Source organism: Actinomyces sp. HMSC065F11, assembly GCF_001813085.1.
In the GTDB taxonomy this organism is placed as follows: Bacteria; Actinomycetota; Actinomycetes; order Actinomycetales; family Actinomycetaceae; genus Gleimia; species Gleimia europaea.
Genome location: NZ_KV811470.1, coordinates 1 through 25547 on the forward strand (window position 1 = coordinate 1; position 25547 = coordinate 25547).

General features: G+C 58.3%; 22 protein-coding genes. 15 read left to right on the forward strand and 7 right to left on the reverse strand.

The window, feature by feature from the left end; all coding sequences use genetic code 11:
• Positions 1-31: 31 nt before the first annotated feature.
• Complete coding sequence (locus tag HMPREF2891_RS02450) at positions 32-460, reverse strand: glycoside hydrolase family 36 N-terminal domain-containing protein (RefSeq protein ID WP_070663791.1); 429 nt, start codon at positions 458-460, stop codon at positions 32-34.
• 201 nt (positions 461-661) lie between these two features.
• Here HMPREF2891_RS02450 and HMPREF2891_RS02455 point away from each other — a divergent pair, with 201 nt between their 5' ends.
• The 4 genes from HMPREF2891_RS02455 to HMPREF2891_RS02470 all read left to right on the forward strand — a co-directional run bounded on the left by HMPREF2891_RS02455 (position 662) and on the right by HMPREF2891_RS02470 (position 7228).
• Entirely contained in the window at positions 662-2215 is a 1554-nt protein-coding gene (locus tag HMPREF2891_RS02455) for a hypothetical protein (protein WP_070663792.1), read from the forward strand.
• Complete coding sequence (locus HMPREF2891_RS02460; RefSeq protein ID WP_070663793.1) at positions 2215-2784, forward strand: NUDIX hydrolase; 570 nt, start codon at positions 2215-2217, stop codon at positions 2782-2784. Before HMPREF2891_RS02455 ends, HMPREF2891_RS02460 begins: the two co-directional genes overlap by 1 nt.
• A gap of 65 nt (positions 2785-2849) precedes the next feature.
• Positions 2850-5897, forward strand: coding sequence for an FAD-binding and (Fe-S)-binding domain-containing protein (locus HMPREF2891_RS02465; RefSeq protein WP_083311213.1), 3048 nt, complete (start codon positions 2850-2852; stop codon positions 5895-5897).
• 83 nt (positions 5898-5980) lie between these two features.
• The gene (locus HMPREF2891_RS02470) at positions 5981-7228 is read left to right on the forward strand and encodes a hypothetical protein (protein ID WP_070618318.1); all 1248 of its coding nucleotides are present in this window, start codon (positions 5981-5983) and stop codon (positions 7226-7228) included.
• A gap of 6 nt (positions 7229-7234) precedes the next feature.
• Here the strand turns inward: HMPREF2891_RS02470 and HMPREF2891_RS02475 are convergent, their stop codons facing one another.
• The gene (locus tag HMPREF2891_RS02475; protein ID WP_070663794.1) at positions 7235-8416 is read right to left on the reverse strand and encodes an alpha/beta hydrolase; all 1182 of its coding nucleotides are present in this window, start codon (positions 8414-8416) and stop codon (positions 7235-7237) included.
• A 237-nt stretch (positions 8417-8653) separates the two neighbouring features.
• Here HMPREF2891_RS02475 and HMPREF2891_RS02480 point away from each other — a divergent pair, with 237 nt between their 5' ends.
• Positions 8654-10051: a C40 family peptidase gene (locus HMPREF2891_RS02480; protein ID WP_070618312.1), complete on the forward strand. Its 1398-nt coding sequence runs from the start codon at positions 8654-8656 to the stop codon at positions 10049-10051.
• Positions 10052-10179: 128 nt separating this feature from the next.
• On the opposite strand, the gene HMPREF2891_RS02485 is transcribed toward HMPREF2891_RS02480, so the two are convergent.
• Complete coding sequence (locus tag HMPREF2891_RS02485; protein WP_016444233.1) at positions 10180-10668, reverse strand: inorganic diphosphatase; 489 nt, start codon at positions 10666-10668, stop codon at positions 10180-10182.
• A gap of 116 nt (positions 10669-10784) precedes the next feature.
• Between HMPREF2891_RS02485 and dacB the strand changes: the two genes are divergently transcribed.
• From dacB to HMPREF2891_RS02535, 9 genes are all read left to right on the forward strand, one after another.
• Positions 10785-12146 carry a D-alanyl-D-alanine carboxypeptidase/D-alanyl-D-alanine endopeptidase gene (gene dacB / locus HMPREF2891_RS02490; RefSeq protein WP_148131696.1) on the forward strand — a complete coding sequence of 454 codons (1362 nt, stop codon included), beginning with the start codon at positions 10785-10787 and terminating at the stop codon, positions 12144-12146.
• A 3-nt stretch (positions 12147-12149) separates the two neighbouring features.
• Positions 12150-13271: a tRNA lysidine(34) synthetase TilS gene (tilS, locus tag HMPREF2891_RS02495; protein WP_070618306.1), complete on the forward strand. Its 1122-nt coding sequence runs from the start codon at positions 12150-12152 to the stop codon at positions 13269-13271.
• Positions 13272-13321: 50 nt separating this feature from the next.
• Positions 13322-13873, forward strand: coding sequence for a hypoxanthine phosphoribosyltransferase (hpt, locus tag HMPREF2891_RS02500; protein WP_070619490.1), 552 nt, complete (start codon positions 13322-13324; stop codon positions 13871-13873).
• A 35-nt stretch (positions 13874-13908) separates the two neighbouring features.
• Entirely contained in the window at positions 13909-15936 is a 2028-nt protein-coding gene (ftsH, locus tag HMPREF2891_RS02505) for an ATP-dependent zinc metalloprotease FtsH (protein WP_083309321.1), read from the forward strand.
• Positions 15937-15938: 2 nt separating this feature from the next.
• On the forward strand, positions 15939-16508 hold the full coding sequence (gene folE, locus HMPREF2891_RS02510; protein ID WP_070618303.1) for a GTP cyclohydrolase I FolE: 570 nt from the start codon (positions 15939-15941) through the stop codon (positions 16506-16508).
• Positions 16508-17353: a dihydropteroate synthase gene (gene folP, locus HMPREF2891_RS02515; RefSeq protein WP_070618300.1), complete on the forward strand. Its 846-nt coding sequence runs from the start codon at positions 16508-16510 to the stop codon at positions 17351-17353. The genes folE and folP overlap by 1 nt, the downstream gene beginning before the upstream one ends.
• A gap of 31 nt (positions 17354-17384) precedes the next feature.
• The gene (gene folK, locus HMPREF2891_RS02520) at positions 17385-19361 is read left to right on the forward strand and encodes a 2-amino-4-hydroxy-6-hydroxymethyldihydropteridine diphosphokinase (protein WP_070618297.1); all 1977 of its coding nucleotides are present in this window, start codon (positions 17385-17387) and stop codon (positions 19359-19361) included.
• Positions 19358-19819, forward strand: a complete 462-nt coding sequence (locus HMPREF2891_RS02525) for a DUF3180 family protein (RefSeq protein ID WP_070663796.1) — start codon at positions 19358-19360, stop codon at positions 19817-19819. The genes folK and HMPREF2891_RS02525 overlap by 4 nt, the downstream gene beginning before the upstream one ends.
• Before the next feature lie 239 nt (positions 19820-20058).
• Positions 20059-20706 (forward strand): hypothetical protein, encoded by a 648-nt coding sequence (locus HMPREF2891_RS02535; RefSeq protein ID WP_148131697.1) that lies wholly within the window; start codon positions 20059-20061, stop codon positions 20704-20706.
• 29 nt (positions 20707-20735) lie between these two features.
• Here HMPREF2891_RS02535 and disA read toward each other — a convergent pair whose 3' ends face one another.
• Both disA and radA read right to left on the reverse strand, forming a co-directional pair.
• Positions 20736-21809 carry a DNA integrity scanning diadenylate cyclase DisA gene (disA, locus tag HMPREF2891_RS02540; protein WP_070619484.1) on the reverse strand — a complete coding sequence of 358 codons (1074 nt, stop codon included), beginning with the start codon at positions 21807-21809 and terminating at the stop codon, positions 20736-20738.
• Positions 21806-23224 (reverse strand): DNA repair protein RadA, encoded by a 1419-nt coding sequence (gene radA, locus HMPREF2891_RS02545; protein WP_070663799.1) that lies wholly within the window; start codon positions 23222-23224, stop codon positions 21806-21808. Before radA ends, disA begins: the two co-directional genes overlap by 4 nt.
• A 159-nt stretch (positions 23225-23383) precedes the next feature.
• Between radA and ppk2 the strand changes: the two genes are divergently transcribed.
• Positions 23384-24268, forward strand: coding sequence for a polyphosphate kinase 2 (ppk2, locus tag HMPREF2891_RS02550; protein WP_070663800.1), 885 nt, complete (start codon positions 23384-23386; stop codon positions 24266-24268).
• A gap of 120 nt (positions 24269-24388) precedes the next feature.
• On the opposite strand, the gene HMPREF2891_RS02555 is transcribed toward ppk2, so the two are convergent.
• Positions 24389-25060 carry a potassium channel family protein gene (locus tag HMPREF2891_RS02555; RefSeq protein WP_034507172.1) on the reverse strand — a complete coding sequence of 224 codons (672 nt, stop codon included), beginning with the start codon at positions 25058-25060 and terminating at the stop codon, positions 24389-24391.
• A gap of 79 nt (positions 25061-25139) precedes the next feature.
• The coding region (locus HMPREF2891_RS09840; RefSeq protein ID WP_315940654.1) for a potassium transporter TrkG at positions 25140-25547 on the reverse strand (408 nt) is incomplete at its 5' end.

The following is a 25547-nucleotide window of genomic DNA, read 5'->3' on the forward strand; positions in this document are numbered from 1 at the left end:
GAATAAATCAGTCCAACTTCCGGGGGACAGTTCAGAACGGCTCCGCGAAAACCTTCAGAGCGAGCTGCGAGCCGTCTGAAGTTGCAGAGAACGCAACGGGCTGGTTGTCGACGAACGCAACCCCGTCTTCAATACGACAATTCTCAGGGAGCTCTACGTCCGCGCATCTAAAGCGCGGGGACCAGCTAGTTCCGTCGGCGCGATGGCCGGCGAGCGCGGGGCGTCCCAACCAGCCGTCAGATTCAAGTGGGATGAGAGTGGAGGAAACGTGGTCATCCGGTGCGTTTCCGTCCAATGATTCTCGATTGCTAGTAACCGCTGCCTTGACGTCAGATGCGGTGAGAGTGCCTAAGGCCGGGCCCCAATAACAAACCTGGGGGATTCCGCCAAAGGAATTGTCCAGAATAAATCCGGTATCTCCGGCGCACATGTATACGGCGTCGATTGCTTTATCTTTCACGCGGGTCTCCTTTGAACTGCGTCAAAACGCTTCTGCAGTGACAAAGCTAACACGATCTACACGCGTAGACCAGTCCTTAGAAGGTAGTTACCAAACCGTTATGTTTATTCTCAGTCTCGAGTTCTTTTAAGATGCTCCACGCCGGGTCCCCATGTGTCGCCTTGCCTTGAGCCGGATTGTTAGGCCTGTCATTATTGCTACGTGAGCGACACAAATGTGCAGGATACAAAAGACATTCGAGGTGGGCTCGCTGGCGGCATTGCCAGTGAGAAACCCCGACAAATCCAGGTGGCGGACTTCGACTCGGTGCGTCAAGCCAGCATGTGGCGCCAGCATGGCAGCGCAGAAGCCACGCGGCGCCTAATCGCAGTTTTACGAACCGCAATCTTGCTCGGAGACGTCCTCACGATCGATCGTAATCAGCTGTTTGATGGGATCTTCTTCCTCTCGCTCGGGCCGCAGGGCATTGCGAGGGAACTGGGGCTAGGTCCCGAAACCGTGCTTCCCCTCAAAGTGAAATGCCAGCCTGAACCCGACCAAGCTACCAGTAGCTCTGGCAAAGACAATGACCGGAGAGTGCCTGCAATGCGGGGAACAAAGGCTGGCCAAGGTGACCTCGTCAATGTTGATCTGCAACTTCAAAAAGTGCGCGAGCCGGCGTTCTTACAGGCATCGTCCGCGCGCATGGCAACAATGGCGGATACAGCCCCAAACGACTGGCTGTGTCACGCGATTGGTGAACATTGGGTACGCGGAGCGGGCCTTACAAAATATGCGAATGAGCTTGAAGATGAGCGCATTGAAGCGCTAATTCGCCGCGCGCAAGATCAGTGGGTGCAGGCCATCGTTGACGGCCTAGTGGCGGTTGACCGCTGGGATCGAGGGACGGGCACTGCCACTCTGGATGTGCCGGGCACACTCCGGCAGACGCTTGCGCAGCAACTGGGGGATGAACAACCAAGGCCTCTGGCGCGATTCGTCCTAGAGCAAACGTCAAACTTCCGCAAAGAAGTGACGGGCAATGTTTTCGCGTGGATGACCGCGAATGAGGGGCAGGCCGAGCCCGCTCCAAGCACGCGAGATCGCTCCGCGCGCGCCCTCGACACGGACACCACGTGGCACGAGGCGCGAATGGCGATGGACATGTGGTCGCGCGCCTATTACCGCGCCATTGCCAGTCAGGACGGCGCAATGTACCTGTCGTTTTACGACAACTCATTCGATTCTAGTAACGAGGACTTAGCCGCGCGCTACGGCCTCACACTACCGGGCCGCTCGCGGCTGCAACGAGTGCGCGACCGCGCTTTTTCCTCACGTCGGGCAGAGACGATTCGGATCGAGGGAGAAATACTTGACCACATGCTTGTGATTGCGCCTCCAGTGTTCGCGCAACTGTATCCGCTAACCCGCGAGTCTGCACGAGACCTGATTCAACGCGGTGAACGGCAGGCGATGTTTGACATGGCCTACGCGGCGCGCGAGGCCGTGAGCGCGCCGGATACGCATTCGCATAGGAAGTTCGTGACGCTCATGCGAGTTTTGTCGATGTCCGTGTTGGCGGTGGTGATTTCTGCGTTGGGTTTGATGACGGACTTGACGGATATGTCTACGGGCGCGCAGATTGTTGCGGTTGCGGTTGCCGGTATTTTGGGTGTTGTTGCCGGTTTGCCATGGGATGATTTGGCAGAACTTTTCCGGCTTCGCGGATCTGCTATGACTGCTACTTTGACAATGAGTAACGAGGAGGGGCATTAATGCAGGGATGGAAGCTGGAGTGGAGTGCGCCGGATTTCCCGGTTCGTGTTGACAGTAGGAGCGGCAGCACGCCCGCAGGAGAACCCCAGACGCACTACCGCGTGAGCGTGGGCGAGGCCTCTTTTGCCGGCGCCGTAGCGGTTCCAGTCGCTCGTGATACGGGCCGCGTGCTTTTAGTACACCAAGAGCGCATCCGGGTTGGGCGAGCACTGTGGGAGCTACCTCGCGGCATGGCGGAAGTTTCGGACCCTGATCCGGTTGCAACGGCTCTGCGGGAGTTACACGAAGAAACAGGAATTCGCGCTGAGGCCGGCAAGTTCTTGGGAATGGTATTTCCAGATTCTGGTTTCTTAGCGTCCGAGGTGGCTGTTGTGCTTGTAGAAGTGGCGGGCGAGGACGTGCCCAAAGACGCATGCGATGGTGAGGTTCAGGCTCAGCGCTGGTTCTCCAAAGGACAGTTGGGCGAGATGATCCGAGAGGGCGAGCTTCGCGACTCGATTAGTTTGAGTGCGTTGGCGGTGGTGGCTCAGCAGGCTTATCCGTGTAAGGCGCCGGGTTGCAAAGCGTAAGGGCGCTGCTTTTCTGTGGCTGGACACTTCCTCAAAAGAAGGCAAAGTCATGACACACTGAAGGTATGCCTACCGCTCCTGCTTCGTCGTTTCAAACGCTTTATCCGAATAATCCGGATCCTAACCAGCCGGATACCGAAGTTTTGCGCGAGTTTGCTTCCCACCTGTCTGGACGCGTCCGCGGCGAACTCGATTTCACTACCACGGCGCGGGCCCTGTACTCGACGGACGCCGGCAATTACCGTGTGGTTCCTAGCGTAGTTTTTGCCCCGGCAGATAAGGCGGAGGCTATCCTGGCCATCACTACTGCGCGTGACCTGGGCATGCCGATTACGCCCCGCGGATCGGGTACGTCATGCGCGGGTAATGCGATTGGCCCAGGCCTCGTGATCGATTTCTTGCGTCATATGAACCGCGTGATCTCGGTTGATCCGCAAAAGAAGACGGCGATTGTAGAGCCGGGTTGCATTGAGGCAACGCTACAGAAAACGGCCGGGCAATACGGGCTACGTTTCGGGCCGGATCCGTCCACGCAAAACCGGTGCACAATCGGCGGCATGGTGGGCAACAATGCGTGTGGTCCGCACGCTACCGCGTGGGGTAAGACGTCCGAAAACATTGTGTCTTTAGAAGTTGTGGACGGGCATGGCCGCCACTTCACTGCAGGCCAAGGCAGTCTTGCCACTGTTCCCGGCCTGCAAGAATTGATCGAGGCGAACTTGGCTCCCATCCGCACCGAGATGGGTCGGTTTGGACGGCAAGTATCCGGCTATTCCCTGGAGTACCTGCTACCCGAAAACGGTGGCAACCTAGCGGGCATGCTGGTTGGAACCGAGGGCACGCTTGCGTGCGTGCTTGAGGTAGAGGTAAAGCTGGTAGATATTCCGCGCGCCCCCGTCCTCGTGGCCATCGGGTATCCGAACATGATCGAGGCTGGGCGGGACGTGCCCGCAATCCTTGCACATAAGCCCCTCGCTGTTGAAGGACTGGATAAGCGCCTCGTTGATGTTGTGCGCGTACACAAGGGCCCCGGCGCCGTGCCTGAGCTTCCCGCGGGCGAGGGGTGGCTCATGTGCGAGATCGGCGGCGCAGACCTCGATGATGCGATGAGGTGTGCCCAAGCCATGGCTACTAGCGCAAACTCGAGTGCTGTTGCAATCTATCCACCCGGGGAGGATGCTGCCCGGTTGTGGCGCATTCGTGCTGACGGCGCGGGCCTTGGTGGCCGCACGCCCGTTGAACTGGACAGCGACGGCAACGTTGTGGGCGGAAATGAGCAGGCTTGGCCCGGTTGGGAGGACGCGGCTGTTCCGCCAGAAAACCTGGGTGACTACCTGGAGGACTTCACTGCCCTCATGGATAATTACGGGATTAACGGGCTGCTGTACGGGCATTTTGGTGATGGTTGCGTACACGTTCGGCTAGATATGCCGCTTGGTTCGCAGGCCGGAGTTGGCAAATCTAAAAAGTTCTTGATCGACAGTGCGAAACTGCTCGGCAAATACGGAGGGTCCGTGTCTGGCGAACACGGGGATGGGCGCTCGAGGTCCGAACTACTCAAATACATGTACAGCCCGCAGATGCTCCAACTTTTTGCGGCTGTAAAGCATCTGTTTGATCCGGAGAACCTGATGAATCCGGGAGTATTAACACGGCCACAGCCCCTGGTAGGGCCTGCGGGTTCACACCCGGATCACCATGTGTTTGAACAACTACAAAAAGAGATAGCGCCTGACAATCTTGAGATCGGGTTGCGCCGCCCCGCTGCTAAACCGATTCCAGCGGCAACTGGATTCCAGTTCCGCCACGACGGCGCGGACTTCACAACTGCAGTGCACCGTTGTACTGGCGTGTCTAAATGCCGCGCCGACAACAGTGGGGGCGGGGAGTTCATGTGCCCCTCGTTCAATGCAACCAAGAATGAAATTGATTCCACGAGGGGCCGAGCGCGAGTCCTCGAAGAACTAGCCAACGGCGAGCTCATCGCAACGTGGGATGATCCGCGCGTGACGCGCGCTCTTGACCTGTGTCTTGCTTGCAAGGCGTGTGCGGCGGATTGCCCGGCGGGGATTGACATGGCGAAATACCGGTCCGAGGTCTACTACCGGCGCTATCGGGGAAAGGTGCGCCCCGCCTCGCACTATCTTCTTGGGCGCCTGCCAGTGTGGACCAGGCTAACCGCTACTATTCCCGGAATGGCGGCGATAGCTAATACCGCAATGAGGATTCCTCCGATGCGAAATCTCGCATTCAAAATTGCCGGCATTGACTCGCGCAGGCAGATGCCGCATTTGCAAAGCCATTTGTTTAACAACTGGGCTCCAAAGCATACTTGTGCGCGCAAAACCAGCTCTGTACCTCGATCTGGTAACGGGAAGAAGTACGTTGTGCTGTGGGCAGATTCGTTCTCGCAGTCCATTAATGACGAGGGTGCCCGAGACATGATTGACGTGTTGGTATCAGCCGGATATACGCCGCTGCTACCACCGCAGGATCTTTGTTGTGGTTTAACTTGGATTACAACTGGGCAGCTCGATACTGCACGTGAAAAAATCACCACGCTTGTCGAGCAGCTAACCCCGTTTGCGCTTGCCGGCATCCCGATCGTTGGGGTGGAGCCGTCTTGCACTGCGGTACTTCGCGATGATGCTTTGGATCTGAATATTGATGCAGAGGTAGAAGCAGTTAGCTCAGCTGTCTATACGCTGGCAGAACTCCTCACGGCGCCTGCTCCTATCGGACCTGATTCAACGGATTGGATGCCTAACTTGACGGGTAAAGAGGTGGTGGCCCAGCCTCACTGTCACCACTATTCGGTGATGGGATGGGACGCGGACGAGACCCTGTTAAACCGCGCGGGTGCCAAGCTGATCAAGCTCTCTGGATGTTGCGGTCTGGCTGGAAACTTTGGAATGGAGGCGGGCCACTATGAGACCTCGCTAAAAGTGGCCCAACAATCCTTGCTCCCCACCCTTGCCCAGCACCCGGATGCGATTTATTTGGCGGACGGATTCTCTTGCCGCACCCAGGCGGGGCAGTTGGCGGGGCGCGGCGGTGTGCATCTCGCCTCGTTGATCAAACAAAACCAAAACGGTCCAGGGGCCAGCTCGTGATGTCTGCAAGCTAAGAAATGAGGTGTCAAACCACGCCGCGTTCATGACACAATAGAATCAGCTCAGACTAGGACGGAACGATAATGGCGCTTTTCGAATTTGATGACGGTCACCTGATCCCCGCCCAATTCGGCCGAAGTGTGCCCGGTGAAATAGCTAGCGACATTCTGGCGTCGGTGCGCGAGCAAGTGTTGGAGATCGTTGGCCGTCCGCTCTTCCCCATTTTTTGGCAAGATGCCGGCGAGGTGGGAGCGGGCCGAGACGGGGGTGAGCCGCGTCTTACAGCTTTGGACGCGTCCGGGCAGGTTGTGTCTATCGAGGTGGTTGAGCAACTGGATTCGCAGACCATGATCGATTCCCTGTCTCGTCTGGCTGACACCGCTTCGCTGGGGTGGAATGATCTTGCGGCGCAGTACCCGTCGGGTATGCAGGGATTTCGCGCTGGGTGGACCAAGTTTCGTGATGCTATGCCGCCGTCTCCCGCGCCCGGCCCGCGGTTGATCCTCGTGGCTGGGAAAATTAGTGATTCTGTGCGCCCCGCATTGGACGTGCTGGCGTCGTCGGGCGTGGAGGTTCACGAAATTTCGGTGCGTGAAATGTCGAATGGGCGCAAGTTCATTGACGTTGAGGCGGTGGGGCCGCGCCTATACGGACACAACCCAAATCTACTTCTGGGATCTACCCCGCAGTCACTTGAACTTGAACGCAAGAGTGATGAAACGGATTCAGTTGAAGAGGCTGAGGGAGCAACCGGTAGGCATTCGGCCGCTGCGCGGTCCTTTGACCCGTGGGAAGAGGACACCCCGCAAGACGTTGCCCCGTCAGAAGCTACGCGCGAATCTGTAGAACCGGAAGCAGAGGCGAGGCCAGCGCCTGTAGAGCCAGAAGTCAAGTCTGCTCACGGGGCGGCAGAGGCAGAGTCCGCGCCGGAACCCGCGTTCGAGGCTGAATCTGCGCAGGCGGGCCAAGCCGATCCGCAGCCGTCTGCGCAAGAGATCCCACAGCTTCAACCGGACGTGGATGGCCTCGAGGTGATTGCTGGCATTCTCGGAGAGGACACCGCGCTCGTGTGGCAGAGCGAAAACGGTTTGCACACGGCAACACTGGCGCCAAGTGGTCTTATTTCGTCACTGGGATGGTCAACAAAAGATCCGAACGAGGCCGCAGCAATGGTCAGCGGTTCTAGCAGGTTTGACGGGTGGCAAAACTGGCGTCTAGGTGACACGCTTGGCCCGACGCTTGCGGAGTCTCTTGAAGAGATCAATCGCGAGATTCGAGACGAATACCAAAATTTAGGTAGCCCCAGGCGGGGCCGCCGCCGTCGTGGTTAATCCTCGTTAGGGTAAGGCCTTTCGCGCCGCGCCTTGTTTTGGCGCTAGCTGTACGTCCGAAGGCTTTGGCACTCGCAGGCGGAACAGGTCGGCTGACTCAGTCTGCGCAAAAGTTTCCTGTCCTAAAACGCTAGAACGGAGCCAATGGAGAGTGGCGCTCCACAGTTGCTGACGAACGGGAGGAATCGAAAGCGCCAGATCGTGCACGCCTCCAAAACGGCGGATGAGGACGTTCTGCCCTAGCCGTGCCCCACGCTCGGCAATCAGGTCCGCGTCTAACACGGTGTCTTGGTAGCGCACGTCGGAGCTCCATTCGGAACCCTCATAAGTGTGCGTGGAAGAAATATTCATAACGGGACAGTCAATGTCGAGCCCTCCTGCCACTTCTTGGTGACCGGTGATGACGGCTGCAAGCCAGCCGGCGTATATCGACCGTCCAGTTGCCTTCCACTCGGGAATAAGCCCCCAGCCGGCTAGGGATGGATCATCTTTGTAGGGCACCAGGTCGCTTGGCATCTCTCCGTCGTCTTTGTTCCACCCTCGTAGAGAAATACCGTAAAAGTCGTTGCCACCCGTGGGAAGAACCCGGCGGGGCTCGCGCGATGCAATTAGTTGTACTGCTTGTTTTGTCGGCACGCGTGCTATAGAGGAAGTTTGGAGTTCTAGCCAGGCTGAGTTAAGCCACAGGCCGGCAAGGCGCCCCGGGTGGTGCGCTGCCCACAGCGTCGCGGTTAGGCCGCCCGTGGAGTGCCCCATCAAAACTATGGGGAGGTCTTCGCCCATGATTAGTAGGGCTTCAGCGATGTCTTCGTCGTAGTCAGCCAGGTTTTGCGTCCAGCCAAAGGTTTGGTTCTTTCTCCAAGATCGTCCGTATTTTCGCAGATCAAGGCCAAAGAACTGTCCCCCTGCTAGGGCTACTTGCCGAGCGAGTTCGCGCTGGTGGTAGTAGTCGTTCCACCCGTGAATGTAGAGTGCTTTGAATATTGGCTCTTTCGGGGTGCCTTCGAGGGCGTGGGGGTCGCGGGCGGCGTCATGTCGCACGATAGTGGCGAGGACTTCGCCCTCATCATCGGGTAGAAGCTGCAGGGTTTGTGCTTCAAAGCCGGGACCGAGCACGTCGGGGCTCCACTGGCCCGCGCGGGGAACAGGATACTTGCCAAAACCGGCTTTCGGATTAATATCGCCCATACAACGAGCTTAAACTCTCGCTCCGTAAAATACGTGGGTGCCTGCTGGGAAGTTTCGAAACGGTCATGTAACAAACTTTTCAAAGCGAAAAATATTTAGATTCAAGGCGACACGCCGAGGGTTTGTGTAACTGCGGCTACGATTTGTGGAAATGAGGGTCGGTGTTGCGGTAACTTGGGTAAGAGTAATTAGCGGTCCGCATTCGTGGATGAGTTTTGTAACTGGAGATCGTGTTCAGTGAGTAAGTACTTTGGTAAAGGCGCGGTGATTGCGCTTACGGTATCTGCAAGTCTCGTGTTGGCGTTGCCGGGTTTGGCTGTCGCTGACGATGACTATAGCGATCTGTCGGTTGCGCAGCTCGAGGTAGAACTTGCAAAGGTATCTGCCGAATCTGCCGAAGCTAACGTGAGGGTGCAGCAGGTTGCTGAAGAACTTGCTGTTGCTCAGTCGCAGTTGGCTCAGGCGCAGGCCGATGCGAAGGCCGCGAAAGACGCTGTGGCGTCTTCGTGGGACAAGTACAAGGGCGAGCGTGAAACGCTCGCGGCCCTCACCCAGACTACTTATCGTTCTGGCTCTGGTAATGCCCAGCGCCTGGCTCCGTTCTTGACCAAGGATGGCCTGGCCGACATGGAGCGCCGCGGCAAGATCGTTGACACGGTGTCGCAGATTACGGATGCAAAGCTCCAGCGCGTGGCTGCCATGCACCAGGTTGCGAAGGCGATGGAAGACCAGGCGGCAGCTACCGAGAAGCGTGTGCAGGAGGCACAGGCTGAGGTAGAGAAACGTTCACAGGAGATCCAGACTTACGCTGATGGCAGGCAGGCGGCGGTTGCGCAGGTGCAGCAGCGTCGTGATGGTTTGATCGCTCAGCTGGCGCAGCGTCGTGGTACGACGATCGCGGCGGAAGAAGCGCGTCAGGCGCAGATCGAGCGTTCACAAAATGCGCGCCAGGAGGCCGCTAACAGGGCTCGCGTTGAGCGCAGTCAGGGCTTGGTGAATCAGGCTGAGTCTGCCCGTCAAGCAGAGAACGCTAATCAGAGCTCCGCGCGCGATCAGGCTAGCGAGAACAACACTAAGGCTCTAGAGGAAGCAGCTGCGAAGCGCGCGCGTGAAGAGGCCGAAGCTAAGCGTAAGTCTGAAGAGGAAAAGCGTGCCGCGGAGGCGCGTGCAGCTGAGGAAGCTCGGCGCCAGGCGGAGGCCGCAGAGCAGGCTCGTCGTGCAGCGGAAGCCGCGGAGCAGGCTCGTCGTGCAGCAGAGGCTGCTCAGGCTAGCTCAGGTGGTCCGGGTGCTGTGGCGTTTGCGAAGGCCCGCATTGGAGTGCCTTACCTCTGGGGTGGTACCGGTGCCGGTGGCTATGACTGTTCGGGTCTTGCGATGACGGCTTGGGCCAGTCAGGGTGTATCGTTGCCGCGTACTTCCCAGCAGCAGTACTGGGCTACTCAGCGCGTTTCTATTAATAATCTGCAGCCGGGTGACCTCGTGTTCTATGGTCCCGGTGGTTCGGCTAACGGCATTTACCACGTAGCGATTTACGCCGGTGGAGGCATGATGGTTGAGGCAACGGTTCCGGGTGACTACGTTCGGTTGAATCCGCTTCGCTACGGTGACCTTGTACCGTATGGTGGCCGCCCATAATTAGCAGGTTACGCCGCTAGTAATACCGCGCGGCAAGCGCAGAGTTTGCTAAGTGGTTCTATAGACAATTGGTTGGAGGTTCGCCCCAAGGGCGAACCTCCAACCAATTGTTTTGCGCGCGGCCGGGTTTAGAAGCCGGCGTCCTTGGCGCGCTGGTAAGAGCGGCGAATCTCCGCTTCTGCTTCTTCGCGGCCAACCCAGTGTGCGCCCTCAACGGACTTGCCGGGTTCGAGGTCCTTGTAGACCTCAAAGAAGTGCTGGATTTCAAGGCGGTGGAATTCCGAGATGTCATCAATCTCGGTACGCCACGAGGCGCGCTGATCGCCGGATGGGATGCAGATAACCTTGTCGTCGCCACCGGCCTCGTCACGCATGCGGAACATGCCAAGAGCCCGACAGCGGATTACACAGCCGGGGAAGGTGGGTTCTTCAAGGATGACTAGTGCGTCTAGCGGGTCACCATCTTCGCCGAGCGTGTCGTCAATGAATCCGTAGTCATCGGGGTAGCGCGTTGAGGTGAACAGCATGCGGTCAAGGCGAATGCGCCCTGTTTCGTGGTCAACTTCGTACTTATTACGGTTGCCCTTTGGAATCTCAATAGTGACGTCGAATTCCACCGTTTCTTCCCTTCGCTAAGTGTGATCTCCAGATTACCTGACTAGGGGCCGTGAAAAACGCTTTACACTTAGGGTGTCAAGTGACTGGAGGGCACGTGTTAAAAAGAACTCTTACCGTGATTCTAAGTGTTTTCTTAGCCGTTGCGGGCGTGGGTGGATATGTTTACGCCGATATTAATGATGTTGTGCCCGGTTTCTTGACTAACACCAAACCGATTGTTGGTAAAGAGCCTCCTTTGGGGGAATCTGTGCAACTTGGCAGCGTGGTTAGCGCACAAATGGCCGAGGATGCGCCGCTTGTTGAACCCGGCGAGCTTGCGCCCGCGTGGGAGGCTCTAGAGAAGGCCGGTAGGGAGCAGAAGTTTATCCCGGGTGTATACGTTGCGGATGCGTTAACGGGTGAGGTCTTGCTGGATAAGAATGGGCAGATACCGATGCCTCCGGCCTCGACCATTAAAATTTTGACGGCTATAAACGCGGCGCAAAGTTTAGATCCGGCTGACACTCTTGCCACGCGCATTTTCTTAGATGAGGATGGCGCACTTCACCTTGTGGGTGAGGGCGATCTACTTTTGGCGCAGGGCGCGGGCGGCCCGCAGGTGAATGGCCGGGCTGGTGTTGCCGATTTAGCTGCGGCAACGGCTAAAGCGTTGGAAGATAGCCAAAGATCTGCGGGAAAGCTGGTGTTCCATGACCACATGTTTGATGGTCCAACCCGTGAGCCGGCATTGATGGATGGTTTGGAACATTGGGTGGGGCATGTGGCTCCGTTTGCGATTGATCGCGGAGAGATGCCGGGGCCGGGATACCAGCCCTATTACGATGATCCGGCGGCAAATGTGGCCCAGGTGCTTCAGGAGGCGCTGGCCAGTGCAGGCGTAAACGTGGAGCTTCAGGCCTCGAGCGAACCGTACGACGGGCAGGGGGAGCTGCTTGCGAAGGTCGAGTCGGCGCCAATTGCGCAGGTGACGCGCCTGATGCTCATGGAGTCGGATAATACGCTTGCCGAACAGTTGTGCCGTTTAAGTAGTGTGGCGCAAAATGCGGGCTCGACGCTGGAGGACGCCGCCTTCAACCTTGTGGAACAGGTGAAGAACACCGGTGTGTATACGGACGGGTTGAGCGCCGTGGATTGTTCGGGTTTGAACGTGGAAAACAGGGTGAGCCCGCGAACTCTAGTGGAATCTTTACTGTATTTGCGGGACGCGGGGGTGCCAGCCGCGTTTAACATTGTGCGTGATTTACCTGTGGGCCATTTTTCGGGAACGTTGAATAAGCGATTCGAGGGGGATCTCGCGGGTGCGCAGGTGAACGCGAAGACGGGTACTCTCGATGAGGTTTCGTCATTGGCCGGTTTTGTGATGACGAAGCGGGGTCGCGTGTTGGCGTTCCACGTGCAGTCAAGCGGTATGGAGGACGGTGCGGTGTTTACTCGCCCGGCGATTGACGATTTTGCCCTTGCGCTCGCGAAGTTATAGTTCATGGTTTCTCAGTTGATTGGTTCTACGCCGCCTAAGCATACGAGGGCGGTGACGTTGGCGCTTCGCGATGTGGTGAAGCGTAACGGTTTAACACCGGGCGAGTGGGTGGTTGCCTGTTCGGGTGGTCCGGATTCCTTGGCGCTCACGTTTGCAGTGGCAGATTTGGGAGGTCGGATGGGCGCTGAGGTGCGCGCGGTGATCGTAGATCACGGGTTGCGCAATGAGTCTGCGGAAGAGGCGGAACGAACGCGCCTGTTGTTAGAAAAGTGGAAGATCGCAGCCCGCGTGGTGCCTGTAAGCGTTGGCAGTGAAGGCGGCATAGAGGCCGCGGCGCGAGAAGCGCGCTACGGGGCACTGCGAGAGAACTCGGGTGCGGGCGCAGTAGTGTTTTTGGGTCACACGATGGATGATCAGGCGGAGTCCGTGCTACTGGGGCTCGGCAGAGGATCGGGGGCGCGTTCGCTGTCGGGGATGCGGGAGGTAGTGCGCGAGGACGCGCCGTCCTCGCGCACGTGGGTTCGCCCGCTGCTAGGGGTGCGTAGGTGGGACACGGAGGGTATGTGCGCCGAGCTCGGCTTGGAGCCGGTTCAAGATCCGTCTAACCGTCTGCAGGGCGGTTGGGCTCGCGCGGATGGAGGTCCGCTGCCTCGGGTAGCGGTACGTCGTCGTGTGATCCCGTCGCTGGGTGAAGCACTTGGACGCGATGTCGTGCCGCTACTGGCGCGGTCTGCGCAGCTTCTGGATGCGGATGCGAGCGCGCTGGAAGAGTGGGCAGGCAGGTGCTGGAGTCCGGGTGAAGCCCTGGTAGTTGAGGATTTGGCGAGCTTGCCGCCCGCGGTGCGCTCGCGGGTATTGAAGGATGCGGCGGAGCGTGCGGGCGCGTCCCAGCTCGCGCAGGCGCATGTTAGTGCCCTCGATAGGTTGGTTGTTGGTTATGAGGGCGGCGCCCCGATTGATTTGCCGGGCGGAGTGAAGGCTTGGCGCGAACGCGAACCTGAACCCAAACGCGAACCCGAATGCGAACTGCGAGAACAACAGTGTGAACCGCGCGCAAATGAGCGCGGGGAAGGCACGCGAGATCGCACTGTTCGCCGGCTGATAAAAATAATGAAAACCAGCTGATTTGTGCAAGACTGGAAGTACCTATCACTAACTTTTCACGGGAGATGAAAATGCAAGCATCCGACATGGGTTCTGACCTCGAAAAGATCCTGTTTACTAAGGAGCAGATCGACGCGCGTCTGGTGGAGATGGCCGCGGAAATTGATCGTGATTACGAGGGCAAGGAGATCCTTCTAGTAGGTGTGTTGCGCGGTGCGATTATGGTGATGGCGGATCTTTCGCGCGCTATTTCTACGCCGTTGGAAATGGATTGGATGGCTGTTTCTTCCTACGGTTCGGGCACGAAATCTTCGGGTGTGGTGCGGATCTTGAAGGATCTGGATTCGGATTTGACGGGCAAGCACGTGTTGATTGTTGAGGACATTATTGATTCGGGCCTCACGCTTGCTTGGTTGAAGTCGAATCTGTCCTCGCGCGGCCCAGAGTCGGTGGAAATCGCAACGATGTTGCGTAAGCCGGAGGCGGCTAAGGTCGAAGTTGATGTGAAGTACGTGGGCTTTGATATTCCAAATGAGTTCGTGATTGGTTACGGCTTGGATTATGCGGAGAAGTACCGCAATCTGCCGTTCATTGGGACTCTTGCTCCCCACGTTTACAATTAAGAGAATTTCTCGAAGCTATTTGAAAGGGTCCTTACGTGAAGCGACCGGTGCACAAGAAGGATTCGAAGTCGAAGAAGAAGAATTCGCCGAATTGGGCTGCCGCCCTGGTGCCTGTGCTGATCTTCTTCTTGGTTGGTTGGATGGTTTGGAGGCTGTTCCAGCCGGCGCAGATTGAGACGTATGAGGGCGTGGAGTTGCTGCGCTCTGACACGGTTGAGCGCGTGGTGGTGAACGATCCGGCGCAGCGCGTGGAGCTCAAGCTGACTGAGGATTTCGTGCATAAGCCGACTTCTGAGGGTGATCGGGAAGTAAACCACGGCAAGCAGGTCACTTTCGTATATTCGAAGGATCAGGGCCCGAGCATGCTTCGCCTGGTTGAGGGCGCGAATGCGAAGAGCGGGTATAACGTGCTGAACCCGCAGCCGAGTCTTTTTGGTTCGCTTCTGCAACTGATGATCCCGATCTTGCTGTTGCTGGCCGGCTTCTACTGGCTGACTACGCGCGCGGCGGGTGGCCGGATGATGGGCGGTTTTGCCCAGTCGCGGGCGAAGGAGTTTAACCGCGAGAATCCGGAGGTCACGTTCGCGGATGTTGCGGGCGAGGACGAGGCCGTGGAGGAGCTTCAGGAGATCCGCGAGTTCTTGGCCCAGCCCGAAAAGTTCACTGCGGTGGGTGCGAAGGTGCCGCGCGGCGTGTTGCTGTATGGCCCTCCGGGTACGGGTAAGACGCTACTTGCGAAGGCAGTTGCAGGTGAGGCTAACGTGCCGTTCTTCTCGATGTCTGGCTCGGAGTTCATGGAGCTGTACGTGGGCGTGGGTGCGTCGCGCGTTCGCGACTTGTTTGATAAGGCGAAGAAGGCCGCTCCGGCAATTATTTTTGTAGATGAGATTGATGCGGTTGGCCGTCATCGTGGTTCCGGTATTGGTGGCGGAAACGATGAGCGCGAGCAGACGTTAAACCAGATGCTGGTGGAGATGGACGGTTTTGATGACCGCACGAACGTCCTCATGATTGCGGCTACGAACCGCCCAGATATTCTCGATCCGGCTCTGCTACGTCCGGGCCGTTTTGACCGTCAGATCGCGGTTGAGGCCCCAGATATGCGAGGTCGTTTCGAAATCTTGAAGGTCCACGCTAAGGGTAAGCCGTTGACCGCGGATGTGGACTTGAATCAGATTGCGAAGCGTACGCCTGGTTTCACTGGTGCAGATCTTGCGAATGTGTTGAACGAGGCCGCGTTGCTGACGGCGCGTTCAAATGCCGATCTGATTGATAATCGCGCTCTGGATGAGGCCATTGATCGCGTGATTGCCGGCCCGCAAAAGCGCACGCGCGTGATGAACGAGCACGATAAGGCGGTCACGGCCTACCACGAGGGCGGCCACGCCCTGTGTGCTGCGGCGCTTCGTTACACGGCTCCTGTTACGAAGGTGACTATTTTGCCGCGTGGGCGCGCCCTGGGTTACACGATGGTGATGCCAACGGAAGACCGCTACTCGAAGACGCGCAATCAGTTGCTGGATGACCTCGTGTATTCGCTGGGTGGCCGCGTTGCGGAAGAGCTGGTGTTCCGCGACCCGTCTACGGGGGCCTCAAATGATATTGAGAAGGCCACGGCAACGGCCCGCGCCATGGTTACGGACTACGGCATGTCTGAGCGTTTGGGCCTTGTGAAGCTCGGCACCGCTGACACGGAGCCGTTTGGCGCGCAGGGCGGAGGCAATAGCCACGAGACTTCGGATGCGATCACTGCGGTGATTGACGAGGAGGTCCGGGCACTTCTTGATCATGCGGCTCGCGAGGCGTGGCAGATCCTGTCGCGCAACCGCCACGTGTTGGACAACCTGGCTCAGCACCTGCTGGATGAAGAGACACTGACTGAGAACGAGCTTGAAGAGATTTTCAAGGACGTAATCAAGCAGGAGGAGCGCCCGGTTTGGAACTACCAGTCGGACGCTGCGGTTGAGGGCGCCAAGTGGGGAGACCCAGTGGGGATTTCGGATTCTTCTGCCAAGCCGCAAACTCCGCAGCAGGCGAGTCCGCAGGAAAGACCGGGCGAATAGTCATGACTTATGACGCGGCTGGTGTTGAGCGTGCCGTGCGCGACCTGCTGGTCGCAATAGGAGAAGACCCGTCCCGCGAGGGCCTGATTGATACGCCGGCGCGTATGTCCCGGGCTTGGGCAGAGATCGTGGGCGGTTTGGAAGAGGATCCGTCGGTCCATTTGGAGACGCATTTCCAGGTGGAACACGAAGAGATGGTGCTGGTTCGCGACATCGATTTTTACTCGGTTTGTGAACACCATCTGCTCCCGTTCTACGGCAAGGCTCACGTGGCTTACATTCCGGCTAACAACACGGTGACGGGCCTGTCTAAACTGGCTCGCCTGGTGGAAGGGTACGCACGTCGCCCGCAGGTGCAGGAGCGCTTGACGTCACAGATTGCGGACGCCCTCGTAAATAAACTAAAACCGCAGGGAGCTTGCGTGATTATCGAGGCCGAACACATGTGCATGACTATGCGCGGTGTACGTAAGCCGGGATCGTGGACCGTTACGTCGGCTTTGCGGGGCGTGATGAACTCTCCCGCAACCCGCCAGGAAATCATGACTTTGGTGATGGAGGGGCGTAAGTAATGAGTTTCTTGGCTCCGAGATTCAACGGCGTTTCGTTACCCGAGGACCGCACGCTACTGATGGGCATCGTGAACGTCACGCCGGATTCCTTCTCGGATGGCGGTAAGTGGTTTGATACAGATCGAGCGGTGTCGCGCGGCCTTGAACTGGTGAGCCAGGGCGCGGACATCATCGATGTGGGAGGAGAATCCACCCGACCTAACTCGATGCGCATTAGTGCGAGTGAAGAAACGGCTCGTATAGCCGATGTTGTGCGGACGCTGGTAGATGAGGGCGTGGTGGTGTCTGTAGATACCGTCCACGCTACAACTGCCCAAGCGATGTGCGAGGCCGGTGCGCACATAATTAACGACGTGTCCGGCGCGTGTTTGGATCCGCAGATGGCGCAGGTGATGGCGCAGACGGACGCGGTGTGCATAATCCAGCATTGGCGCGGCCTTCCTGGAGCTCCAGACGAGGATGTCCTCACGGATGGCAGTGTGGATACAGTGCTTCGCGAGCTTGACCGTCAGGTTGAGGTCGTATTGGCCGCGGGAGTGAAGCCGGAGCGGATCGTGTTGGATCCTGGCCTAGGGTTTGCAAAAACCATGGATGCTAACTGGCAACTGCTGGCTGGCCTTGATGAGATGATTGCAAAGTCCCCATTTCCGCTTCTGATTGGGCATTCGCGAAAGCGTTTCATAAAGACTCGTAGTGACGACATGGCGGATGTGGATGATATGACGGTTGCTCTCACGGCATTAATCGCCCGGCTTCGCCCTTGGGCTGTGCGCGTTCATGAAGCCAGAGGGAATATGGCTGCTTTGCGCGCGGCCGAATATTGGAATCGCGCGTCTGTAAAATAAGCTAGAACAGTAGGTAGAAGGGAGGCTCATTATGGATCGCAGGAAGAGCGGCCTTGATGTGATAAGAATTTTGGGCCTTACCGCTACTGGACGTCATGGTGTTTACGCGTTTGAGCGCCGGGAGGGCCAGCAGTTCACCGTTGACGTGATCATGTATGTGGATACGCGAGGAGCGGCTCGCGGTGATGATTTGAGCCAGACGGTTGACTATTCCGAAGTTGCCGCCGATGTGAACGCCGTTCTTGCCGGGCCGCCCGTATTCCTGATTGAGACGCTCGCGCAGAAGGTCGCCGAAGTCGTGTTGAAGTACGAGGCGGTCCAGATCGTCCAAGTTGTGGTGCACAAGCCGCACGCTCCGATGGATCTTGAGTTTTCCGATGTTTCGATGACTATTACGCGCGCCCGAAACTCCTCTTTCGAGTCCGTATCTTCAGTGTCGAAGGCCCAGTCGCAAGCTAGTGGCCAAACGATTCAAGAAGAGAGGGCTATGAAGCCCGGCAAGCGAAGCGCTCGCGGACGAGTTCAGGCGCCGGCAGGTGCGCTAAAGGGCGAGGATAAGCCTGCGCGTCGTACTCGTAGCGCGAGACACGAGGCGAAGCGCGCCGCTGCTAATGAACTGGCGCAGAAGTTTGAAACCACATCGACGCGCGAACCCGGTCCGGCGGATTCTCCTTTGCATGAGCAGATGATGAGCGTGGCGATGGCTCGCGCCGAGCGCGAGCAGTGGCTGGCTGATCACAGTGAGCAGTTGGAAAAGGATTTGCAAAACCCCGCTTGCACTCCCATTGCACAGTCCATGCAGGGCTGGCAGGTAGGGGATCCGCGCCCGGCGCCGAACTCGATAAAACCTCCGGTCACGTCCCCTCTGTCGCCGCTACACGCCGTCCTCGTGAACTCGTATGTGGATCATGAGGGGCTAACAAAAGCTCCGCAAGAGCCCGTTACTGCGGTTATCGCTCTGGGTGCGAACGTGGGGAGCGCGCCAAAAACGCTTGCCGAGGCTATTTTGATGCTCGATGCCATGCCGGATGTTTCGGTCACCGGGGCCTCTGCACTATTCCGCTCCGCGCCCGTGTTGGCGCCCGGTCAGGAGGCACAAAGCGACTACTACAATGCCGTCGTGCAGGTAAGTACCACGCTTGCTCCTCTCAATCTGCTTAATGCCACGCAGATGATCGAGAACGCATTTGGGCGCGTTCGCACCGAGCACTGGGGGCCGCGAACTCTGGACCTCGACATTATTACGTACGGGTCACTGCGCAGTGATGATCCGAAGCTAACGCTTCCGCACCCGCGCGCCCACGAGCGCGCATTCGTGCTCTTACCTTGGCTCCAGATTGACCCGAACGCACGCGTTGGCCGTTACGGACGGGCAGATATTTTGGTGCGTGAAACTGCGGATCAGGAAATCGAGCAGGTTGCCACCAACTGGGTTGAAGATGCCGCTCACGAACCCGATTCGGGGAAGAAGGAAAAAGCGATCCAACAGGACGCTACGGCGCCGGTAGGACGGGTGTATCGGCGCCGCGCTTCGGCCTCTGCGCCCGGCGGAGCCGTGTTTACCCCTAAGGCGAAGCCGCGCTGGATGCCCCTTCCTGCACGAGACAAGTCGCAGCCAAAATCGGATCCCGCTCCCGCGTCGAAAGAGGAGACACCCTCCTCACCTATGTCTGCGCCCGCAACGGTACAGCCGCAGGTTTTGCCTGATACTACGCGGCACGCGCGGCCCCTTATAGGCCGTAAGATCGCGTTGCCACGCTGGCACAGGAGCGCGGAGCAGAGGATAATTGACGACCCGGCAGAGCTACATCGGGCGGACGAGGATCAGCAGAAGAACACTTCCGCGCAAAAGCCACGCGTCGAGTCAGGTTTGGCTGAGGATTTCGCCTCCGGCCTCATCCCTTTGTCGCAGGAGCCGGCCCGGCCGTCGCGTCGCACAATCGTGCGTCCAACGGTTACGGGCGCCATTCCGATAGTTAAGCGACGCGACGAGAATGAGACGCCGTGAAGCCGCTGAGCGTATCTAGCATCGTCATCCTATTTGCCGCTGCCACGGCCGTGGGGGCGGCGGTAGCGGTGCTACTTCCAACGCTCATGATCACTGCGTACACGGGACTTCTTTTCTTGGGCATTGCCGCGGTGCTGTTCTATTTTGGACGCCGGGTGCACGCGCTTCGAAAGGGAGAGCCTCGGCGCATTAGTGCCACGGGAGCGATGAACGTGGCGATGTTCGCGTATTCGGCGGCGTGGGTGTCTGCCGCCGCGATCGGATTCTTTTTTGGAGCGGTGCTGGCGATGCTCCGTAACGCGCACGCCGAGTACGTGCAAACGTCAATGTTGGGCGCTATTTTGTCGGCTTTAGGGGCCGCAGCATTACTGGTGGTGGCGTTCGTGGTTGAGCGTTGGTGTCATTTGGATGATGACGAAGATGCGGGTTCGTCTGGTGTAGAGCAGGGTGTTAGCTAGTGGTTCCAAAGAATGGTAACGGCAAAGGCCGAGGCGGCTGGGAAGTTTGGCCCCAAAGTAGTGGTAGCAGGTCCGCTAAAGCCTCACGCCCCTCAACGTCGCGCAGGTCTCCGTCCGGTAATTCATTTTTGAGGTCCCAGTCCTCTTCTGGTAGGAGCGGTAGCTCCTCGGCTCGCAGGCCCGCGAGTGGAACGCTGCGGAGCGCTAAAGGTGGCGCGGCCGCTGGCCAACGCCCTGCAGTGTCGAGAAAGCCGCCCGCACAGTCGAACAAGTCCCATGCCACTACTCGTAGCTCTAAGGGGGGATCCGGCTCGGCGCGGGTTGCGCGGCCAGGTGTGGCGCTGACGCGGGGGCGCTTGATCGCTGTAGTGCTCCTAATTTTGGCGGCTTTGGGCTTGGGAATCTATTTCTTGAGTGCTTCGGCTACGAAGAGCTTGGAGCAACGCCAGCAGAGCCTGCAGGCTGTGCAGGAACAGGACGCGGTGAAGCCCATTGCAGAGTGTCGCGCTGCGGATCTGGATTTCAAGATTACAAATTATGACCGGTCTATCCCCGTTGGCGGCCCGTGGAATGCCGCGGTTACGGTGACGAATCGGGGCGCGGACGCGTGTCTTGCAGATGGGTCAGCGAAGTCACTTGGCGTGCGGGTAACTTCGGGTTCCTATGAGTTGGTTGACACCTTGAAGTGTGCCTCGCCGGACGCGTCGCTTCCGCTTTTGATTGGCCCGAACCGTAGCTGGAATACAACGCTGTCGTGGGATGGCCACGATTATGAGAGTTGTGAGGCGGGCAGTGCGGGCGCCGCGGGCACGTACGTGCTACACGTGAGCTACCTGGATGATGCTAAGGCCGACCTGCTGGTTCAGGTTGTGGAGCCGCAGGAGTAGTTGTAGCCGCTAGATGGCGAGCCTGTGAGCTACCAGCCTACGGCTTCGGGCGATGCCGCTGCGTGCTGTCTGTTCAGTGAACTGGATATGAGGCTCGCGCGGTAAGGGCCTACGCCTTCGATGGTTTGCAGTTCTTCTACAGTGGCCTCACGCAGTTTGGTGAGGGTGTCCCACTTTTTAATAAGTTGTTCGATGATGTTCCAGGGCAGGCGCGGAACCATGGTGAGGGAGCGGTAGCCGCGTGGAGAGATGACACGGTCAAAGTCGGATGCATCTACTACGGGCTGGCCGATTGCTGCTCCAATGTGGGTGAGGTCAACCATGCCTTCACTATCGAGGTTAGACAGTTCCGTTTCGGCTTCGCTGATGCGGTCTGGTTGGCGAATGTAGTCGCGTATTAGGAGGGCGCGTTCGGAGGCGGAACCACGTAGGAGATCATCTAGCTGCAGCTCGATGAGGCGGCCTTCTGTGCCCAGTTCTTCAAGGTAGCCAGAAATCTCGGTGTGGATGCGCCTGATCATTTCCATACGTTGGAGGGTGGTGGCGACGTCACGAACGGTAACAGTTTCGCGTTGCTCTAGCACGGTGAGGGTGGCCAGGTCTTCTTGAAGACGTTGCGTGTACCGATCTAGCGTGTCAAGGGCAAGGTTGGCGCGTGAGAGCAGAGCTTCGGGTTCTTCTAAGCTGCGCCTGAGAGAGCCGACGTAGACGGTGATGACCCGCATTGAGGCGGAAAGGGAGATGACGGGTAGTCCAGTTTGACGCGCGGTGCGTTCAGCGGTGCGGTGACGCATGCCAGATTCCACGGTAGATACGGCGGCGTGGGGGATTAGTTGCACATTGGCGCGGCGGATGCGTTTGTAGTCGGAAGAGATGATGACTGCGCCATCCATTTTTGCAAGCTCACGCAGGCGCGGGCCGGAGAACGCGACATCGAGTTCGAAGCCTCCGGAACATAGGGCTTCTACTTCTTTGTTATAGCCGAGCACGATGAGGGCACCGGTGTGCCCGCGCTGGATGCGTTCAAGGCCTTCGCGTAGGTCGGTGCCAGGGGCGAGTGCCTTGAGGGCTTTGCGCATGGTTTCGTGTTCTGCGGTTGTCATGGTAATTCTTTTCTTTTGCGCCCTGTGTTGTCTGGTGAGGTGAGTCCGACTTTGGCGGCCGTTGCCAAGTCGGTCACCGGATAGATGGTGAGTCCATTAACTGCTTTGAGGTCTTCGCTTCCAGTACTGGGAACGATGGCCTGTTTAAATCCTAGTCTCGCAGCTTCGGTTAGACGGCGTTGCACGCCGGCTGTTGCTCGAATCTCGCCGGTTAATCCCACTTCTCCGATGGCTATAAGCTCGGTTTTGATGGGCCTGTTCCATGCGGCGGACATGATGGCGAGGGCGGTGGCCATGTCGGCGGCCGGTTCGGAGGTTTTTGCCCCTCCGACGGTGGACACGTACACGTCGGTGGTGGAAGTGTCCACGCCCAGGCGGGCTTGGCACACGGCAAGCATCATGGCTACGCGCGAATGGTCAATTCCTGAGGTGGTTCGCCGCGGACTGCCCGCGTTGGTGTGGGCAACTAGGGCTTGCACTTCAGTTGGCATGGGGCGGCGCCCCTCCAGGGTGACGGTGATGCACGTGCCGGGCGTAGTTATTCCGGTGTGGGAAAGGAATAGGCCGGACGGGTCGGGCAGGCCCACGATTCCGGAATCACGCAGGTCAAAGCACCCCACTTCGTCGGTGGGTCCGTAGCGGTTCTTGACTGCGCGAAGTAGGCGTAGTCGCGCGTGGCGGTCACCTTCGAACTGACAGACTACGTCCACCAGGTGTTCAAGAATGCGCGGGCCGGCAATGCCGCCGTCTTTGGTGACATGGCCAACCAGGATGACAGGCAGGTTGCGTTCTTTTGCGGCTCTGATGAGGCGGGCCGCAACCGCGCGCACTTGGGATACGCCACCCGCAGAGCCCTCCATATCGAGCGTGTAAATGGTTTGCACAGAGTCCACTATCAGCAAGCAGGGGTTTGTGGAGTCGACGTGTCCCAAGATGGTCTCAAGGTTTGCTTCTGCAGCCAGCAACAGGTTGTCGTGAAGCGCCCCGATGCGTTCGGCGCGCAGGCGAATCTGAGATGCTGATTCCTCTGCAGAAATATAGAGAACGGGCCCACTGCCCACCGCATCTGCAGCGGAACGAGCGGCGACGTCAAGCAGGAGCGTGGACTTACCAACCCCCGGCTCGCCTGCCAGTAGAACCACGGCACCGGGAACAATGCCGCCCCCAAGAACCCTGTCGAACTCGGAAACCCCGGTGGAGCGGTAGCGCGCAACCTCGGCGGATACCTTCGAGATCGGAGCAGCGGGAGAAGATGGGGCGAGTGCCTTTGCGCCTCCAGCTTGCGGCGCAGCCTCCAAAACTTGGGTTTGTTCCAAGGTGCCCCACGCGCTGCACTCGCGGCACTGGCCCACCCATTTGGTGGTGGTCCAGCCGCATTCGCTGCACTCAAAGTGTTCGGTAGGTTTCTTCGCCACGGCCTCTTCTTTCTTTCGCTAATAAAAGGTTAGCAGTGGGTACGGACAAGAAAGCTGGCCGCTCTTACTTTGTGGATTGAAACCACCAAAACAAGGGGCAGGGCTATGTAATCTTGCCAAACCGGACAGGGCGTGGGCTGCGCGCGTTAGAGTTGAGGCATGTCAAGCACCGATAGTATTTCGCAAAACGATAATCTGCCTAAGCTCGATAAGAAGGCTTACGAGAAGGAGCTCAAGAGGCTCCAGGCTGAACTTGTTGAGATGCAGCAGTGGGTTATTGCAAAGGGTGAACGCATCATCATCCTGTTTGAGGGGCGCGACGCCGCGGGCAAGGGCTCTGCGATTAAGCGTGTCACCCAGTACTTGAATCCGCGCCACGCGCGCGTGGTTGCACTCCCAAAGCCGACTGAGCGAGAGAGTACGCAGTGGTACTTCCAGCGTTACGTTCAGCATCTGCCGTCAGCTGGTGAGATCGTTATTTTTGACCGCTCCTGGTATAACCGTGCGGGCGTGGAGCGCGTGATGGGCTTTTGCTCGCCGGAGGAATACCACCGGTTCTTGCGTCAGGCTCCCGAGTTTGAACGCATGCTGGTAGATGATGGTATTCGCGTGATTAAGTACTGGTTCTCGGTGTCCGCAGATGAGCAGGAGGCGCGGTTCCGCTCCCGTTCATCCGATCCGATGCGACGCTGGAAGCTTTCCCCGATTGACGTGGAGTCGATTACGAGGTGGGAGGAATACTCGCGCGCGAAAGATGCCATGTTCGCAGCAACGGATACGCCGTGGGCGCGTTGGCGCACAGTTGAGTCGGAAGATAAGAAGCGTTCGCGCATCAACGTTATTAACGATCTGTTGAATGAGATTCCGTGGAAGCGTATTGAGCCCGATCCGGTGGAGATTCCACCTCGGCCAAATCCGGCAGGGCAGAAGGAATATGAGCGTCTTGACCGCGGCAAGTACATTTACGTGGAGGACGTGGCGGCGAATCTTGAAAAGGATCGCGTGAAGGCCCGGAAGGCAAAAGCCAAAGAAGATGCGGACTAGCCAGCGCCGGCTATCTGCGCTGGCTTAGAGGCATTAAGAACAGTGGCGGTTTCCCTTAGGAATACGAGGAAAACCGCCACTTTCATTTACGAGGTAGTTGCTTTAGCCGGGGAAATAGCCCTAGGGCCGGTTGGCAAAGTACTCCAAAAGTGAGCCATCGCCAGAGACGATGATGATGTCTTCGCGGTCAATGCGCGTGTCGGAGGACGCGTATTCGAAAGCGCGGCCGGGGCGCAGAACTCCAAGTACATTGACGCCGTACTTGGCGCGAACGTCAGATTCTTCCAGGGTGAAGCCCTGCACCTCTTTTGGCGGGCGCATTTTCATGATGGCAAAGCCCTGCTTGTCCATTTCGATGTAGTCAAGCATGCGGCCGCCAACTAGGTGGGCGGTGCGCTGGCCCGCGTCAAACTCGGGGTAGACAACGTGGTGGGCGCCGATGCGGCGCAGGATGCGTCCGTGTTCGCGTGAGGTTGCTTTTGCCCAGATCGAGGGGATCCCCAGGTCCACTAGGTTAGCGGTGATAAGCACCGATGCCTCGAGGGAGGAGCCCACGCCGACCACGGCGGAGGAGAACTCGCGTGCGCCGAGCTGCTCAAGTGCCTCCATGTTGGTGGCGTCGGCCTCCACAAGTGGAATACGACCTGCGAAGATCTGCACTTTGCGCGGGTCTGATTCGACGGCCATGATCTCACGCTTCAGCCGCCCAAGCGTGGCCGCTACAGCCGATCCGAAGCGCCCTAGGCCGATTACGAGCGTGCCGGACGATTGTTTCCAATCGGATTCAGCCACGTTTCCTCCCTAAAACTTTGCGCTTGCAGTTTCGCAAGTTCATATCAGTTCCACTCAAGTGTAAGGCGTGAAGAGGCTTCTAGCCGATAATCGGGTTTTCTTGCGGTTGGCGAATCACGCGGCGGCGTTCGCGCAGAGCTAGGGCCGCAGCAATGGTCATGGGGCCGGTTCGCCCCAGGTACATGAGCGCAGAAAGGGTGTGTTTGCCCGCGTCGGGCAGGCTCGCGGTGATGCCGGTAGATAGGCCGCACGTACCGAATGCGCTTATGGCTTCAAATAGGAGGCGGTCCAGCGAGTATGGCGTGATGGCTAGGAGGATCATCGTGGCGACGCCAACGAGGAATGCGCCGATCATTGTGACCGCAACCGCGAGACGCACAGTTGAAGAGGAAATGCGGCGTCCGAATGCTTCAATGTCGCGGTCACCGCGCGCTTCTGCGAGGACGGCGAGGGCGAGGACCGCTAGAGTGGTCACCTTGATGCCGCC

Coding starts and splice junctions, on each gene's coding strand:
- folK (WP_070618297.1), top strand. CDS start 17,385: ATGGATCGCAGGAAGAGCGGCCTTGATGTGATAAGAATTTTGGGCCTT.
- HMPREF2891_RS02460 (WP_070663793.1), top strand. CDS start 2,215: ATGCAGGGATGGAAGCTGGAGTGGAGTGCGCCGGATTTCCCGGTTCGT.
- tilS (WP_070618306.1), top strand. CDS start 12,150: ATGGTTTCTCAGTTGATTGGTTCTACGCCGCCTAAGCATACGAGGGCG.
- HMPREF2891_RS02475 (WP_070663794.1), bottom strand. CDS start 8,416: ATGGGCGATATTAATCCGAAAGCCGGTTTTGGCAAGTATCCTGTTCCC.
- HMPREF2891_RS02470 (WP_070618318.1), top strand. CDS start 5,981: ATGGCGCTTTTCGAATTTGATGACGGTCACCTGATCCCCGCCCAATTC.
- hpt (WP_070619490.1), top strand. CDS start 13,322: ATGCAAGCATCCGACATGGGTTCTGACCTCGAAAAGATCCTGTTTACT.
- folE (WP_070618303.1), top strand. CDS start 15,939: ATGACTTATGACGCGGCTGGTGTTGAGCGTGCCGTGCGCGACCTGCTG.
- HMPREF2891_RS02465 (WP_083311213.1), top strand. CDS start 2,850: ATGCCTACCGCTCCTGCTTCGTCGTTTCAAACGCTTTATCCGAATAAT.
- folP (WP_070618300.1), top strand. CDS start 16,508: ATGAGTTTCTTGGCTCCGAGATTCAACGGCGTTTCGTTACCCGAGGAC.
- ppk2 (WP_070663800.1), top strand. CDS start 23,384: ATGTCAAGCACCGATAGTATTTCGCAAAACGATAATCTGCCTAAGCTC.
- disA (WP_070619484.1), bottom strand. CDS start 21,809: ATGACAACCGCAGAACACGAAACCATGCGCAAAGCCCTCAAGGCACTC.